General features: G+C 62.5%; 13 protein-coding genes. 5 read left to right on the top strand and 8 right to left on the bottom strand.

Annotation, left to right across the window (positions count from 1 at the left end):
- Positions 1-13 precede the first annotated feature (13 nt).
- Positions 14-1084 carry an NAD-dependent epimerase/dehydratase family protein gene (locus FPZ12_RS06780; RefSeq protein WP_144746619.1) on the bottom strand — a complete coding sequence of 357 codons (1071 nt, stop codon included), beginning with the start codon at positions 1082-1084 and terminating at the stop codon, positions 14-16.
- Between the two features lie 126 nt (positions 1085-1210).
- Here FPZ12_RS06780 and FPZ12_RS06775 point away from each other — a divergent pair, with 126 nt between their 5' ends.
- From FPZ12_RS06775 to FPZ12_RS06765, 3 genes are read left to right on the top strand one after another with little or no spacing between them, the layout of a single operon-like run.
- Positions 1211-2146: a succinylglutamate desuccinylase/aspartoacylase family protein gene (locus FPZ12_RS06775; RefSeq protein WP_144746617.1), complete on the top strand. Its 936-nt coding sequence runs from the start codon at positions 1211-1213 to the stop codon at positions 2144-2146.
- Positions 2147-2150: 4 nt separating this feature from the next.
- Positions 2151-3236, top strand: a complete 1086-nt coding sequence (locus FPZ12_RS06770) for a pyridoxal-phosphate dependent enzyme (protein ID WP_166462608.1) — start codon at positions 2151-2153, stop codon at positions 3234-3236.
- A 45-nt stretch (positions 3237-3281) separates the two neighbouring features.
- Positions 3282-4046: an SDR family NAD(P)-dependent oxidoreductase gene (locus FPZ12_RS06765; protein ID WP_243769716.1), complete on the top strand. Its 765-nt coding sequence runs from the start codon at positions 3282-3284 to the stop codon at positions 4044-4046.
- Positions 4047-4095: 49 nt separating this feature from the next.
- On the opposite strand, the gene FPZ12_RS06760 is transcribed toward FPZ12_RS06765, so the two are convergent.
- Positions 4096-5037, bottom strand: a complete 942-nt coding sequence (locus FPZ12_RS06760) for a Gfo/Idh/MocA family oxidoreductase (protein WP_144746611.1) — start codon at positions 5035-5037, stop codon at positions 4096-4098.
- 148 nt (positions 5038-5185) lie between these two features.
- Here FPZ12_RS06760 and neuC point away from each other — a divergent pair, with 148 nt between their 5' ends.
- Positions 5186-6388, top strand: coding sequence for a UDP-N-acetylglucosamine 2-epimerase (gene neuC, locus FPZ12_RS06755; RefSeq protein WP_144746609.1), 1203 nt, complete (start codon positions 5186-5188; stop codon positions 6386-6388).
- On the opposite strand, the gene FPZ12_RS06750 is transcribed toward neuC, so the two are convergent.
- The 5 genes from FPZ12_RS06750 to FPZ12_RS06730 form a co-directional block, all read right to left on the bottom strand.
- A complete protein-coding gene (locus FPZ12_RS06750) occupies positions 6349-7347 on the bottom strand; it encodes an NAD-dependent epimerase/dehydratase family protein (RefSeq protein WP_166462606.1) in 999 nt (332 codons plus the stop codon). The genes neuC and FPZ12_RS06750 overlap by 40 nt on opposite strands.
- A 40-nt stretch (positions 7348-7387) precedes the next feature.
- A complete protein-coding gene (locus tag FPZ12_RS06745; RefSeq protein WP_144746605.1) occupies positions 7388-8194 on the bottom strand; it encodes an SDR family NAD(P)-dependent oxidoreductase in 807 nt (268 codons plus the stop codon).
- Between the two features lie 18 nt (positions 8195-8212).
- Positions 8213-9334, bottom strand: coding sequence for a DegT/DnrJ/EryC1/StrS family aminotransferase (locus tag FPZ12_RS06740; RefSeq protein ID WP_144746603.1), 1122 nt, complete (start codon positions 9332-9334; stop codon positions 8213-8215).
- Entirely contained in the window at positions 9331-10326 is a 996-nt protein-coding gene (locus FPZ12_RS06735; protein WP_243769704.1) for an SDR family NAD(P)-dependent oxidoreductase, read from the bottom strand. The genes FPZ12_RS06740 and FPZ12_RS06735 overlap by 4 nt, the downstream gene beginning before the upstream one ends.
- Before the next feature lie 213 nt (positions 10327-10539).
- Positions 10540-11361: an SDR family NAD(P)-dependent oxidoreductase gene (locus FPZ12_RS06730; protein WP_166462605.1), complete on the bottom strand. Its 822-nt coding sequence runs from the start codon at positions 11359-11361 to the stop codon at positions 10540-10542.
- A gap of 423 nt (positions 11362-11784) precedes the next feature.
- On the opposite strand from FPZ12_RS06730, the gene FPZ12_RS06725 reads away from it, so the two are divergent.
- On the top strand, positions 11785-12657 hold the full coding sequence (locus tag FPZ12_RS06725; RefSeq protein ID WP_144746599.1) for an SDR family NAD(P)-dependent oxidoreductase: 873 nt from the start codon (positions 11785-11787) through the stop codon (positions 12655-12657).
- Positions 12658-12705: 48 nt separating this feature from the next.
- Here FPZ12_RS06725 and FPZ12_RS06720 read toward each other — a convergent pair whose 3' ends face one another.
- Positions 12706-13905 carry a Bcr/CflA family efflux MFS transporter gene (locus tag FPZ12_RS06720; RefSeq protein ID WP_144746597.1) on the bottom strand — a complete coding sequence of 400 codons (1200 nt, stop codon included), beginning with the start codon at positions 13903-13905 and terminating at the stop codon, positions 12706-12708.
- Positions 13906-14581 lie beyond the last annotated feature (676 nt).

Here is a 14581-nt window from a genome sequence, read left to right as displayed (position 1 = left end):
CCGTTCGGGTCGGTTACCGGGGCTGCCAGGTGGCGGCCACTCCACTCGTGGCGTTCGCCGGGATGAATTCGGAATCCGTCCCGGTCATCGCCAAACCGCTCTCCACCATGTCGCGATAGTCGTGTCGCGGCCGGAATCCCAGGTGCCTGTTCGCGTTGTCGATGCTGAGTTCGAGCTGGTGCCGGATGGGTAGCTCGACCATGAGCTTCGGAACCTCGAACAGGTCCGCGATGACGGCCGCGCCTTCGTCGTGCGGGGTCGGTTCCGCCGCCGCGATGTTGAAAGCCCTGCCGAGGGCTCCGGGCTCGGTGAGCGCCCGGTACACGCCGTCGACCGCGTCGCGCACGTCGACCAGGCTGAGTGTCCAGGGCTCCCCGCCCGGTCCGGCCAGTCCCACGGCGGTGTCGGGCGCCGCATCCGCGACCGCGGCCTCGTACATCGGTGCCAGCTCGGGGTGCCCGTCGAACAATGGCCAGAGATGGCAGTCCTTGCCCAGCCGGTGCCAGCCCAGCATGGTTCGCCAGAAGTCCACCCGAAATATCTTCGCGGCTTCCTCGGGGCTCACTACGGTCGCGAACCGGACGATCGAAAACGGGATGTCGTACTGCACGGCGTGATTGCGGAGCACGATTTCGCCGATGAGTTTGCCCGTACCGTAGTAGTCGCCGGGCAATTGTGGTACGTCCTCCGTCAGCGGAACGGCGGGCGGGGCGCCGGGGCGATAGGTGCCATCCGAACTCGTGAGCACGAACCTTTCCAACCGGTTGCCGCATTGCACCGCACCTTCCAGCAGGCGCAATGTCCCGAAGGCATTGATGTCGTAGAACCTGTCCACCGGGGTGTCCCCGCGCATGAGTTGCGCGGCGAGGTGCACGATATGCGTGACGCCTTTGCACGCCACGTTGATGGCGGCCTGGTCCCCGAGATCCGCCTCGACCACCTGCACCTGCGGGAAGGCCGCGAGTTTCGGCGCCTGCGGGTCGCCCGGCGGGATCATCGCGCGTACCTCGGCACCGGCCGCGGTGAGCCGCCGGACCATGTTCGCACCGACCCGACCCGACGCTCCCGTAACCAAAACCTTCATGCGAGCCCTGCTTTCTTCGCTGCCGCAGTACGTCTGTCACAACTGATCCTTGGACAATCAACCCAGTGCACATATAGTGAAACACTGGTTTCAATAGTGCAAGGTCTTCCGGGAAGGGAAGCGAGCATGGCCGAGCGCACGAGCGGAAACCGGACTCGACTGGAAGGGGGCGCCACTCTCGTCACGTTGACCAGCGAGCAGCCTGGCCCGACTCTGGCCCTGCTGGGCGGGGTGCACGGTGACGAAGACGAAGGTGTGCTGGCCGTTCACCGGTTGGTCGACGTGCTCGAGGAGTCGCCCTTCGCCGGAGCGGTGCGTGCCGTTGCTCCGGCGAACCCCCTTGCCTGGGCGGCACAGTCGAGGACGGGGCCGCTGGACGGCGAAAACCTGGCGCGCGTCTTTCCCGGGAGGCAACACGGCACGCCAACGGACGAACTCGCCCTTTCCCTGACGCAGAGCGTCATCCAGGGCGCGGACCTGTTGATCGACCTCCATTCGGCCGGTGTGCGGTACAGCATGCCGTTGTTCTGCGGGTTCGGGGCCGACAACGGGACGGCCGAACGATCACGGCATGCCGCCGAAACGTTCGGCGCGCCTTTGGTATGGATGCATCCCAAGACGGCGCCGGGCAGAAGTCTGGCGGCGGCGGCCGCACTCGGCATTCCGGCGATATACGCGGAATGCGGTGGTGGGGGCGAAATCAGGACGACGGAGCTCGAGGCTTACGTGCAAGGAGTGCTCGCCGTCATGGCCGATATGGGCATGACGACGCGTGCCGCCGGCGGCAGCCCGGTCCGTCCGCGCTGGGTGCACGGAGAAGGCGATCTCGACGACGGTGCGCAGTCCGCTCACTATGGCTTCTTCGTCACTGCCACGTCGGCGGGCACAGCGGTGGGCTCCGGTGAGGAGATCGGCAGGGTCTTTTCCTATTCCGGACAGTTGCTGGAAATCGTCCGGGCCCACTCGCCGGGGATCGTCATGTTCCTGAGGAGACGATCGAGAGTGCAGCCGGAAGACGTGCTGTACGTGCTGGCGCATTTGGGGGACGGGCTCGATGCCTAGGGGAATGAGCAGGTTCGCTGCCGAGCTGCCCCCGGTCGACGATTTCGTCGAGTTGGGGGCCGGTGATACTCCGCTGCTGGAGCTCACCACGCTCGCTCGACAGCTGGGCATCGAGCGACTGTCAGCGAAAATGGAGTCGCAGAACCCGACCGGTTCATACAAGGATCGGGTGGCGGCGATGTCCATGTCGCTCGCCCTCGACCGCGGCAACCCAGGGTGGATAGCCACTTCGTCAGGTAACGCGGGCCTGGCCATGGCGGCGTACGGTGTGCGTGCGCGGCTTCCCGGGTTCCTGTGCCTCGTGGCATCGGCACCGCCGGAAAAGCGGTTACCACTGGCGCCATACGGGATAGGCGTCGTCGCCGTCGACGGGGTCGGACGTCAGTCGAAGTCCAACAGCGACAAGGATCTGCTGGAGCAGGTCAGGGCCGCTGCCGATCGGTTCGACCTGTACCTCGGAGTCACCGCGCACGCCTACAACCCGGATGGCATGCGCGGTATCGACACCCTTGCCTACGAGTTGGCCGAACAGGCGCCCACGATGAGCCACGTGTATGTGCCAACCGGTGGCGGCGGACTGTTGACCGCGATCGCTCGTGGTCTCGCGAGGCGCACGATGCCGACAAAGGTGATTGCTTGTCAGCCGACGGGATGCGCGCCGATCGTGGAATTCCTGCGGCAGGAGATCCCCGAACCGCAGGTTCCGGCGTGCCACTGCGACATCTCCGCACTCCAAATCCCCCAGCCGCCGGACGGGATCGTCGCCGCGCTGGCCGTGAAGTCGTCGGATGGGTGGGGAACCGCAGCGGACGACGATGCGATTCTTGCCGCGCAACAGCTGTTGGCCGAAACCGAAGGCATCTTCGTCGAACCGGCGTCCGCTGCCTCGTTGGCTTCGCTCGTCCGCGACATCGCTGAAGACCGTGTGGGGGCTGGAGACCACCCGGTACTCGTGTTGAGCGGGGCCGGATGGAAGGACCTGGGCCGGATGGCCGAACGAGCGGACAAGTTCCCGTTGGTGGAGTTGAAGCGGGTCTCCGAGGAGATCGAAGGCTGGTTCGGAACGCTGCGTCAGCGTGCGAGCCGCTGACCAACCGGAGGAGGAATCATGGGAGTCGATCGCGGGCGGTTGGCCGTGGTCACCGGTGGTGGAACCGGGATCGGGCGCGCGACAGCAATCCGCCTGTCCGAATCCGGTTACGAGTGCCTCGTGGTCGGGCGCCGCAAGGAAAAACTCGATGAGACGGTCGAATGCATCACCGGACGTGGCGGGAAGGCGGTTCCGGTTCCGGCTGACATCACCACCGTCGAGGGGCGTGAGAAGATCTTCGAGGTGGTCGACGTCCAGGAGTCGTGTCTGAGCGCGTTGGTGAACAACGCCGGTGACTCGAACCTTGCGCCGCTGTTCGACCAGGATCTGAAGAAATGGCAGGGCAACTTCTCGCTGAACCTCGAGTCCGCGGCTTTTCTCGCCTTCGAAGCCATCGAACGGATGTCGGAGTCGGGCGGCGCGATCGTCAACGTGGCGTCCGTTTACGGGATGGTGGCGTTGAACAACCGGCTGTACGCCGATCGATTCCCGGCGTCGTCGGCAGAAGGCCCGACGAGAGACGTCTCCTACGCGGCATCGAAGGGGGCGCTCAGGATGCTCTCCCGGGAGCTCGCCGTCGCTGCCGCGCCGATGGGTGTCCGGGTGAACACGGTGTCTCCGGGAATGATCCAGGTGGAGAAACACGAATTCGAGTCCGACTACCTGCGGAAATTCGAAGAAATGACGCCGATGGGCCGCCTCGGTCGTCCGGCGGAGATCGCCGGCGCGATCAACTTCCTGCTTTCGCCCGAAGCAAGTTACATCACAGGATCCGAGATCGTGGTGGACGGAGGCTGGACCGTCTGGTGACGGCGTGAGCGCTGGTGGCCCGGAGTGTGTCGCCACCAGCGCCCAACCCTCAGGCTTGTCCGAGACTTTGGTGGACGTGCTTCGTCAGGCGGAACGAGGCGAGGCATTCTTCAGGGGACACCGGCGGCACCCCGGACCGGGCGAAACCGAGGAAGGCTTTCAGGAACCGGGTGTTCATGAGGCCTACGTCTTCGCAGGTCCAGATGTGCTCGCGGAGCCTGCTCTGGAGCACGGCCACGTAGCTCATGCGTTCCACGGCGCCGTTGTTCTCCAACGTCGCGCTGCGCCCGTCGGCGAAATCGATGACGACGACATCATTGTTCGCCGTGCTCAAGCCCGAGACTTTCACCGCGTGGAAGCTCTTCATGACCTTGCCGACAACCTCGACCGCATGACTCGCGTAGAGCCTTGCCCGAAGGGGGCACTGGACGTAAATGCTCTGCACACCACCGTAACTCTGCTCCACCAGTTGGGCCAGGCCGTCCAGCGCCGCATCGAAACGGAGAGCCGATCCCGTGAACCACGGCACCCCGTGGCGTCGTGCGAGCGAATCAATCGCCTCTGCCTCGGCTTCGTCGGCCGCGAGCGGCTTGTCGACGAACGTCGGCAAGCCCGCGGTCAAGCTTGGCTCGCTGTGCGCAAGGTGTTGCGCGGGATCTTCGGACAAGACCATGACCGCGTCCACATTCTGTGCGGCATCAGCCGGCGTGGCCACGATTTCCACGTCACACGCGAGCTCCATCAGCTTGGCGTCCTCCGCGGATTCGGACCACAACCGAGTCACCCGCGCACCACCGAAATCCAGACTCTCCGGGAAGAGCCGGGATGCCTCGCGCAGATGGGTGCCGAACGCCTGGTGCATCATCCCGCTGGGCCGGCCATCGGGAAGCCGTTGCGGGAAGGGGATGTCTTGCCGCCAGCCGTTCAGCAGTCCGATGTACTGACAAGCATGACTGTTCGTCGTTCCGATAACGCCAATCCGTATCGACATCAGGACCTCCTGATCAATCGGCCACGACCACGCAAGGAATTAAGCTGTGCGCGCAGCTGTAAAAATCGCCTCTTTCGCGGGAGTCTACTCCTCTGGAAGGGTTTCGGCAGCGTAGCCGGGCAAAATTTCGGGATAGAGGATTCGAAGTATGCGACGTATATGTGTCGTCACCAGTTCACGTGCCGACTACGGTCCGCTGCTTCCGGTTTTGCTGGCCATTCGTGACGACCCGAAGCTCGAGTTGCGCATCGTGGCTTCAGGTGGACATTTAGTTCCTGTGCAGGGATGGACAGCAGGGCAGATTCTTGTTGACGGATTTGAAATCGACGAAAATGTCGAGACTGTACTAGCGAGCGACACCGCGACCGCGACGGTGAAATCACTCGCACTCAACGTCCTCGGGTATGTGCAGGCCTTCGACAGGTTGAGCCCGGACATCGTAGTCGTTCTCGGTGACCGTTATGAAGCGCTCGCGGCAGCGGTCACCGCGGCGCTGAAACTGATCCCGCTGGCCCATATCGGCGGCGGCGAATTGACGGTCGGTGCCGTCGACGACTCGGTCCGCCACGCGGTGTCGAAGCTGGCGCACGTCCATTTCACGGCCAACGGCGAGTTTCGCAACCGGGTGATTCAACTGGGTGAACCTCCCGACCGGGTCTTCGAAGTCGGCGCACCGGGCCTGGACACCATCAAGCGTGTCACGCTCGTCGGAAGGGCGGCTCTGTCGAAAGAGCTGGGGCTGCCTCCGAGTGAACAGTTGATCGTCGCTACCTATCATCCGGTTACCGCTGCCCCTGAGGCGAGCACCCGCGGTGCCGTTGCGATGCTCGAGGCACTCGAGCTCTTTCCGGACAGCTATGTGGTCTTCACCGGGACGAACGTCGATCACGGGGGCGGGCAGGTCGCCGAACTCATCGATGCCTTCGTCCGTGGACACGCGGCGAGGGCCACCTTCAGGTCGTCGCTCGGGCAGGTGCCTTATCTGAGCCTGGTGAAGCATGCCGACCTCGTGCTGGGCAACTCGTCGAGCGGGCTGGTCGAAGCACCATTCCTGCGCACGCCGACCGTCAACATCGGCAAGCGGCAGGCAGGCCGACCTCGTGCGGACTCCGTGATCGACTGCACGGAGTCCACCTCCGAGGTCGCCGCCGCGATCCGGTATGCGCTGGGGCCCGCCCACCGCGCCGTAACGGACAATGCGGAGTCGAAGTACGGGCAAGGTGGGGCAGGACCGGCGATAGCGCGGGTACTGCGGGAGCTGGAATTGCAAGACTTGTGCGTGAAAACATTCTTCGATGTCGGTATCAGTTGTCAGCGGGCCCGGCTGACAAGCGACGCGGCGAAGTCGTAGGTCGGCCGGTAGCCGAGCAGTCGACGGGCCTTGGCGGTGGACAACTCGAACGCCAGCGTCATGGGGAGTTCGGTGCTGACAGTACCTACCTCGAATTGAGCGGCGATGTTCTTGGCTCCTTCCGAAAAGCTGGTCGACCGAGGTCCCACCACGTTGAAGGATTCGTTTCGAGCCTGCTCGTTCTCAATGGCGAGAACCGTGCCCTGCGCAGCGTCACGTACATCCGTCAGATGAATCGACCAGGGCGAACCGCCGGGGCCATCCAGGATGACGGCGGGGTTGCCCGGCTGCTGCCAGAAAGAGTCCTTTAAACTTTTTTCAACAGCATCGGAATGCGGTTCGAATAGCCGGGCGAGATTGCTTCGCTTCCCGGCGTCGAGCTGAGCTTGCAGGAACGCCTTTGCCCAATCGAGACGGTACAGGTGCGCGGCCTCGTCCGGGGTGATGACGGAGCCGTAACGAAGGATTGTGTAGTCGAATCCGTGAATTTTCTGGTAGTTCCGGACTAGGTGCTCTGAGAGAACTTTGGAGGTGCCGTAATAGTCGCCGGGAATCTGCTCGTGGGTCTCGTCGACCGGATTCGCCTTCACTTCCCCTGGGCCGTATGTGTTGTCTGTGCTGGCATAGACGAAATGCACGTTGTTTTTCTGAATCGCGACCGCCTCGAGCAGGCGTAGTGTGCCCATCACGTTCGTGTCGAAATAATCGGCCGTTAGCGTATCGCCCATGACGATCTGTGCCGCGAGATGTACAACGGCGTCCACGCCGGATACGGCTTTTGCGATCCCGTCGCTGTCTGAGAGGGAGGACTCGTGGAGGTCGACAGCTTCGGGTATTCGTCGGGCTGCGATCGCGCTTCGCGAGCGCACCATGCCACGGACCCGATGGCCGCGATCGATGAGCATGGGAGCCAAGGTGGAGCCGACTCGTCCGGTTATCCCGGTGATCAGTATCCTCATCGTGGTTCCTATCTTTGGTTTTCGTGCGGACAGGGCCGGGCTACCAAACTGACCAGCCACCGTCGACGATCCATTCGGCGCCGGTGACGAACGACGCCTCATCCGAAGCCAGGAAGTTGATTACTGCCGCGACCTCCGCGGGGGTACCGAGCCGTGCCAGCGGGGTCGCCGACTCCAGTAGCCTCGTCTGTTCGGCAGGAATCGGCCGCTCAGCTGTCCTGATCATGCCCGGTGACACAGTGTTGATTCGGATGTTCCATTTCCCTGCAGCCACGGCGAGTTCGCGAGTGAGTGCGGCGATTCCGCCTTTGGTCGCGTGGTAGGCCGGAGCGCGGAGCGGTCCCGGTTGGCCTTCGTCGGGGTAGACGCCGGGGTAAAACGTGTTGTTGAGGCCGAGCGAGCCATAGATCGAACCGACATTGATCACCACGCCGGCACGATTCCTGTGCATGTTTTCGATCGCCCACCCGGCGAGGAGTGAAGCTGAAATCAGGTTGGTGGAAACTTCGGTGATCCAGGCTTCCTGGGACTGCCCGAAAACAGGCATTGGGGTGCATTGCGCGGCGCAGTTCACCAGGAGTTTCAAAGGAGTGCCCAGTTCCTCGACGTGGCGGGCGATGGACGCACGTCCGGCTTCTTCGGCAATGTCGCAGACGTGGTCTACGCAAGTCCCTCCGAGGGACGTTACGTGGGCCGCGGTGTCTCGAAGATCCTCTTCTTCGAGCCCGACAATGAGACAGGCCCACTTGTCCTGTATCAGGCGTTCCGTGACAGCGCGCCCGATACCTCTGCCGCCACCGGTGATCACTGCGAGCTTGGCTGAACCTTCTTCGTTCGGATCATTCATGAGAGACCAGACCTGGGTTTAGGAGAGGATCTTTTGCAGCTCGGTGGCCACCCTGCGCTGGTCATCCGTCGACAGCCCGGTGGTGCTCGGCAGCGACAACCCTCGCGCATAGATGTCGTCGGCGACGCCTCCGCCGAGCCGTTCTGTGGACGCGTAGGGAGCCTGTCGATGGAGCGGAGGCCAGAGCCGCCGAGTCTGGATCTGAGCGTCGAGCAACTGGGCGATGACGTGATCGGGCCGGGCTTCGTCGAGGAGGATCGAATACAACCAGAACGTAGGGGTCGCCCAGGATGCGTTGGGAGGTAGCGTCACCGGAAGCGGGCGAAGTTCCTCGGCGTACAAGTCGGCTTGGTCGCGCTTCTTCCGAAGGATGTCATCGAGGTTCTCGAGTTGCGCGACTCCCAACGCGGCTGCGATGTTTGAGAGCCGGTAGTTGTATCCGACGACGTCGTGTTGGTATTCGTGGTCCGACTTCTTCGCCTGGTTTGTAAGGTGTCTGGCGGCTGTCGCATGCTCGGGGCTGTCGCTGACCAGCATTCCGCCACCACCGGTGGTGATCAGTTTGTTCCCGTTGAACGAAAAACAACCGATCTCGCCTACCGTACCTACCTGTCGGCCACGACAACGCCCCTCGAGCCATGATGCGGCGAACGATTCGGCTGCGTCTTCGACTATTCCGATGCCGTACTCCTCTCGGATGGCGAGCAGCGGTTCCATATCTGCCGGGTGTCCGAGCACGTGCACCACTTCGATCAGGCCAGGGATGCGTTCGCCCAGGCGGGCCCGCCGGCTGATCTCGTCGTGGAGTAGCTCGGTGTTCATGTTCCAGGTCACCGGTTCGCTGTCCACGAGAAGCAGGTCGGCGCCGGTGTAGCTGATCGCATTCGCCGACGCGATGAAGGTGAAGTCGGACACCGCGACCAGCACACCGGGGCCGGCGCCCGCCAGCTGCAATGCGACGTGGAGGGCCGCGGTGCCACTGGAGCAGGCGACTGCGTGCCGACTGCCGGTGCGGTCTGCGAAGACCTGCTCGAAGCGCGTCACGAACGGGCCTGCCGACGAGACGTAGTTGGTCTCGACACATTGCCGAAGATAGGCGGCCTCTCGGCCGAACAGAGCGGGGATGATCAGGGGTATCACCGCTGGTACCTGGCAGCCTTCTTCGCGTCGACGCGGGGCGCCAGCCAGTCGGCGGTCCGGCGCAGCCCATCCTCCAGCGTGTATGTGGGGACCCACCCGATGAGGTCCTTGGCTCTACTCGGGTCGGACAGCAGGATCTGGACTTCGCTGGCATCAGGGCGCATGCGTTCGGCCTCGGTGACAATTGTCGCGTTGCTGCCCGTGATCTTGCAGCAGAGGTCGAAGAGCTCGCCGATGGACACGGTTTGGCCAGTCCCGAGCTGGATCAGCGTCCCGTTGGGTACGTCACTTTCGGCCATCCTCATGAATCCGTCCACGGTGTCCGCGACAAAGGTCAGGTCGCGACGAGGCGTCAGATTGCCGAGCCGGATCCGCTGCTGATTCGCCAGCAACTGGGTCAGTATCGTCGGGAGCACGGCGCGGGCCGATTGCCTTGGCCCGAACGTGTTGAACGGCCGAAGGATGACGACATCGGCCCCGAACGACCTTGCATAGGCCTCGCACATCTGGTCGGCGGCGATCTTGGTCGCGGAGTACGGCGACTGGCCGCGAATCGGGTGATCTTCCCGGATCGGTACGGTCTCTGGCGTTCCGTAGACTTCGCTTGTCGACGTGTGCACCATCCGGACACCGTCGCGATCCCGAACAGCCTCCAGCACGTTGAGTGTGCCGCTGATGTTGGTGTCGACGAACGATTCCGGTGCCTGGTAGCTGTAGGGGATCGCGATCAGAGCGGCCAGGTGGAAGACGACATCGACGTCGGCGATGGCGTTCCGGACGGCCCTGCTGTCCCGGATGTCGCCGAGGGTGATGTCCACGGCGTCGAACTTTTCCTCGGCCAGTTCATCAAGCCATCCGCAGGAGCCGTTCGAGTTGTAAATACAGAATGCCCGGACGGAAGCCGACTCCTCGATCAGTCTCTCGACCAGATGACTTCCGATGAAGCCGTCTGCTCCGGTTACCAGCACCCTTTTGTTCGAGAGCGTTGACACGAAGTCCCCTTCGTTGCGAATTCTTGGCGTGATCTTGGCCAGAGGTCATGGACGGCCTTCAGCGCACTGCTTCGGTGCCGGAAACATTGCTTCCCGACAGCCGTCCCGGCAAGGGAGGTTCGTTAAGCCTCGGCGTACCTCAGGCCGCCGGCTTCTTCACCGGGAGTCGGCCGGCCAAGTGATTCGAGTAGACATGGCGCTTGTTCTCGGCGACTACCAGATACTCCATCCCCCATCAACGACGATATTTGCCCCCGTGATGTAGGACGCGTCATCGGACAGCAGGAAGCGAACTGGGCCGGCGATCTCTCCGACGGTGCCGAGTCGTTGCAGCGGGACTTGTTCCGCGAGGTTTCGGAGAATCTCGGGATCGACGCACTCGCCGAGCCTTGGCTTGTCGCTTTGATCTGTCCTTTTCCGCTGGGAGTCGAAGTGTGGAATGGAACCAGGACTGATGGTGTTGACGGTGATTCCCCAGCGTCCCGCAGTAGCGGCAAGATCACGGGTCAGGTGAATCAAGCCTCCCTTGCTTGCGGCGTACGCTGATTGTCGAAATGGACCTCGATCGCCCGGAGACGAATCCGGTGCCCGTGAACCGTATCCACTGTTGTTAAATGCAATAACACCGTACGCGGAGGAAATATTGACGATTCGTCCGGCGTTATACTTGCGCATAATATCTATCGCGTGTTGGGACAGGAAGAAAACTGCCTCCAAGTTTGTCTCCATTGTGCTTCGCCAATCATGCAGGCATTCGTCGAAGAATGGCTCCGCGAAGGCGACTCCCGCGTTGTTCACGAGGCCGAATAGTTCAGAACCGCTCTCCCGTAAAGCATCGAGCAACGAGTCTCTTTCCGTCGAGTCGGTAACATCACAGGAAATTACCGTTGCGCGCGAGCCGTCTGCGCCTGCCGCCGCTCTCGTCGCCTCCAAATTTTCGACATTGCGGCCGACGAGTATGCATCGATAGCCGTCCCTGATGAGGCGCAGGGATATTGCGCGGCCGAGACCGCTGCCGGCACCGGTCACGATCACTGTTCGAGTATTTTTTTCACCACAACTGGGATCCGTTGCTCGGCTTTCCATTTCAGGGCGCACCCGTTCCTGTTGATATTTGTTTCGGCGATGGTATGCCCGAGGGGCGCGGGAGCGTCAATGCGAGCAGGACGGAGGCGTATTCACCCGCCCCGACCACGCTCGGCATCCAAGATGCCCCGTGTCCTCGATGTCGTGTCGAGTCGGCCGCCTCGACCGGTCGGCGAGACAGACCTTGACCCATTTATGAAACAATGATTTCATTGTGGTCCGAGCGCGTGAACGCCCGCGGCTCAGTCGTTCGACAGCGGCGCCCGGGCGTCGCTGTCGAGGCGGCTTGTAGTCGGATCGCGGAGCGGCCGTGCAACGTGCCGTTACACCGACTCCAGTTCGGTGGCGGCGCCGCGTGGAAGGTGTTGGCAAATGGCGGAACACGAACAGAATTCGCGGCGTGTGGTGATCGTGACCGGCTCAGGAGGTGGTTTGGGCCGGGCGATCGCACGCCGCCTGTTCGACGATGGCTTCAGCTTAGTGCTGACTGATCTGTCCGCGGACCGGCTCGAAATGACAGTCAAGGCGCTGGGCGGTCCCGATGCCCGGATCTTCACGATGCCGTGCGATATTCGGAAGCAAGAGAACCGGTGCCGCTTGGTCGAACTGGCCGCAGATCGACCGGAGGATTTGTTCGGTCTGGTGCATAGTGCCGGAATCGGTCGGGTAAAGCCGTTGTTCGATGAAACTATTGCCGACTGGCGTGACATGATGGAGACTAATCTCGAATGTGCGTTCTTCATGTCCCAGCTGGTTTTGGAGCAGATGAGGAGAATCGAATCCGGGCGAATTGTCAACATCGCATCTTATTACGGCCTGATGGGTTTCAACAACCAAGGCTACGGTAGTCGTGCGCCCGAGCACACAGCCGAGAATCGAGGGCCGGCGCGGCAGTCGGCTTATGGCGCCAGCAAAGGCGGGCTCATACAGCTCACGCGTGAACTGGCAACGGCGGCCGGGCGCTGGAACGTGACGGTGAACGCCGTCAGCCCAGGCACGATTCCACACGGACCGATTGTCGATCCCCAGTCGACCAACAGCGTTCCCATGCCGAATCCGGAAGGAGCGGGGTTGGGAGATCCTGTCGACAAGTCCGTGCTGGACGCTTTGGGGGCTCAGGTGCCCCTGAATCGTGTGGGGCGGGTTGACGAGGTAGCTGGACCGGTAGCGTTCCTGATGTCAGAGGATGCCTCGTACATCACTGGCGTCAACCTGCCGGTCGACGGCGGCTGGAGTGCTTGGTAAGCACGCCACAGAAGCGAGTCGTCGCACGTACTTGGCTACAAAGCGTAGTCAGGCTCGGAGAAGGTGCTCTTCGCGTCGGCCCGGCCTGGCCAGCGCGAACAGTGCCGCCGCAGAGGCCGCGAGGCAGAGCGTAATGGTGCCGGCCACCGGCCCACCCTTCTCCGCTCCCAGGAGTCCAGAGAGTGGCGCGAGTAGGCCGCCGATCAGGAACTGCCCACTGAGCAGGGCCGACGTAGCGCCTGGAGCGTCTCGGCCCAGTCGTTGGGCAATGGTGGTCAGCGCGGGCAAAAACATGCCGAATGCGGCTACCAGCAGAAAGAGACAGAACCAGGTGACGACCAGGAGGTGTACGCCGAGCAGCAGCAGAATCCATAACATGCCGGTGGCGCCTAACGCCACGACGCTGCTGGCGACGATCGCGACTCTGGGCGTGATTCGGTGGGATAACGCACCGAACAGAACACTGCCCATCAGGCCGCCTGCTGCATTGACGCCGTAGATCAGACTGATGAACGCAGTCGAGAGCCCGAACGAGTTGTGAAAAATGAATGAAGAGCCGGCGGCGTAGACCAGAATTCCGGCCCCACTGCAGGAAAGTGCCAGTACGTAGCCGATGATCGCACGATTTCGTAAAATGATCAATATAGAACTCCGGTATGCAAGCCGGTTCTCTGGGGCGGTTTCAGGAACTGATCTAAGAATTCCAATAATTTGACAAAATCCGACGACGGAAAGAAAAAAGAACACGCCGCGCCAGCTGGTAACCGACGCGATCAGCCCGCCAAGGACAGGCGCCAAGATCGAGGCAGCTCCGATGACCGCTGCCAGTAGGGAGAACGCGCGGGCCGCTTCGCGTCCCCGGTAGAGGTCCGCGACCACGGCTCTGGACACGACTACGCTTGCGGCGCTGGCCAGCCCTTCGCACAGTCGTAACACGATCAACAGCTGAATCGTCGGCGCCACTGCGCACAGCAGTGAAAACAGCACGAAAAAGACACTTCCGGCCAGCAGGACTCGGCGTCGCCCGACTGCGTCACTGATCGGCCCGAGCATGAGCTGTCCGGCGACAAGGCCAATCAGGAAGGCGCTCAATGATAGCTGTGCCGACGAACTGGACGCGTTGAGCGAACTCACGAGCTGGGGCAGACCCGGCAGGTACATGTCGGTCGACAATGGGGCGCCCGCGGTAAGCAGCGCGAGTACAGCCAGGGTGGCCGGTCCGGCCGCCGTATTGGAACGTTCAGCCATCACCACGCTCCATCGACTCTCGTTTGCGTGGCCATCTGAGCATGTCGGAACAGCCGCCACCAGCGCGGCAAATTCAGCTGCACTCGGTCTGCTGCGGCAAACACGGTCACCGTGGGGGTAACCCGGGAAATTGCCCGATCAGCTCAGGAAGCTGGATGGCAGAACCTGGTCGGCAACGATGCGAACGTTCGCATCGTAAGACCAACGTCTAGTGCAGGTGCTTGCCAACCTCGCTGTCGCGACTCGAATCGCCTACGAGGGGTTGTCCCGAAGACGTGAAAAATTAATACCGTGAAAAAACAGACTTAACAAAACGCGTCGCGCGGTCCGGGCGACGACTTCGGCCACCGCGGTGCGCGGATCGCCCGCCCGGGGCACTGGCTTGAACTGCTCTGGTCCGAGTGTCGCTCCTCGCTCGCCCTGCTCGGGCACGCCAGGCCAATGCCAGCCGGTGAAGCGGCGGCCATCGGTTCGCCTCGGCCTTCGGCATGAAGAGAATCCGTCACGTACCGGACAACGCTGCGGGACATTCGACTGGATGGTAACGGTGCGCGTGAATCATTGATGCCAAATTGATACCGGTCAGGCAGGGTAGCGGGGATCAAGGTTGACAACTAGTCGAACTCAGTGTCTCATTCACTGAAATGATGGGTGCCGCGAGACCGCGGTCACCGCT

Source organism: Amycolatopsis acidicola (genome assembly GCF_007713735.2).
Lineage (GTDB): Bacteria > Actinomycetota > Actinomycetes > Mycobacteriales > Pseudonocardiaceae > Amycolatopsis_E > Amycolatopsis_E acidicola.
The sequence above is the reverse complement of the archived record's forward strand: the minus strand, read 5'-3'. Positions and strand labels throughout refer to the sequence as shown.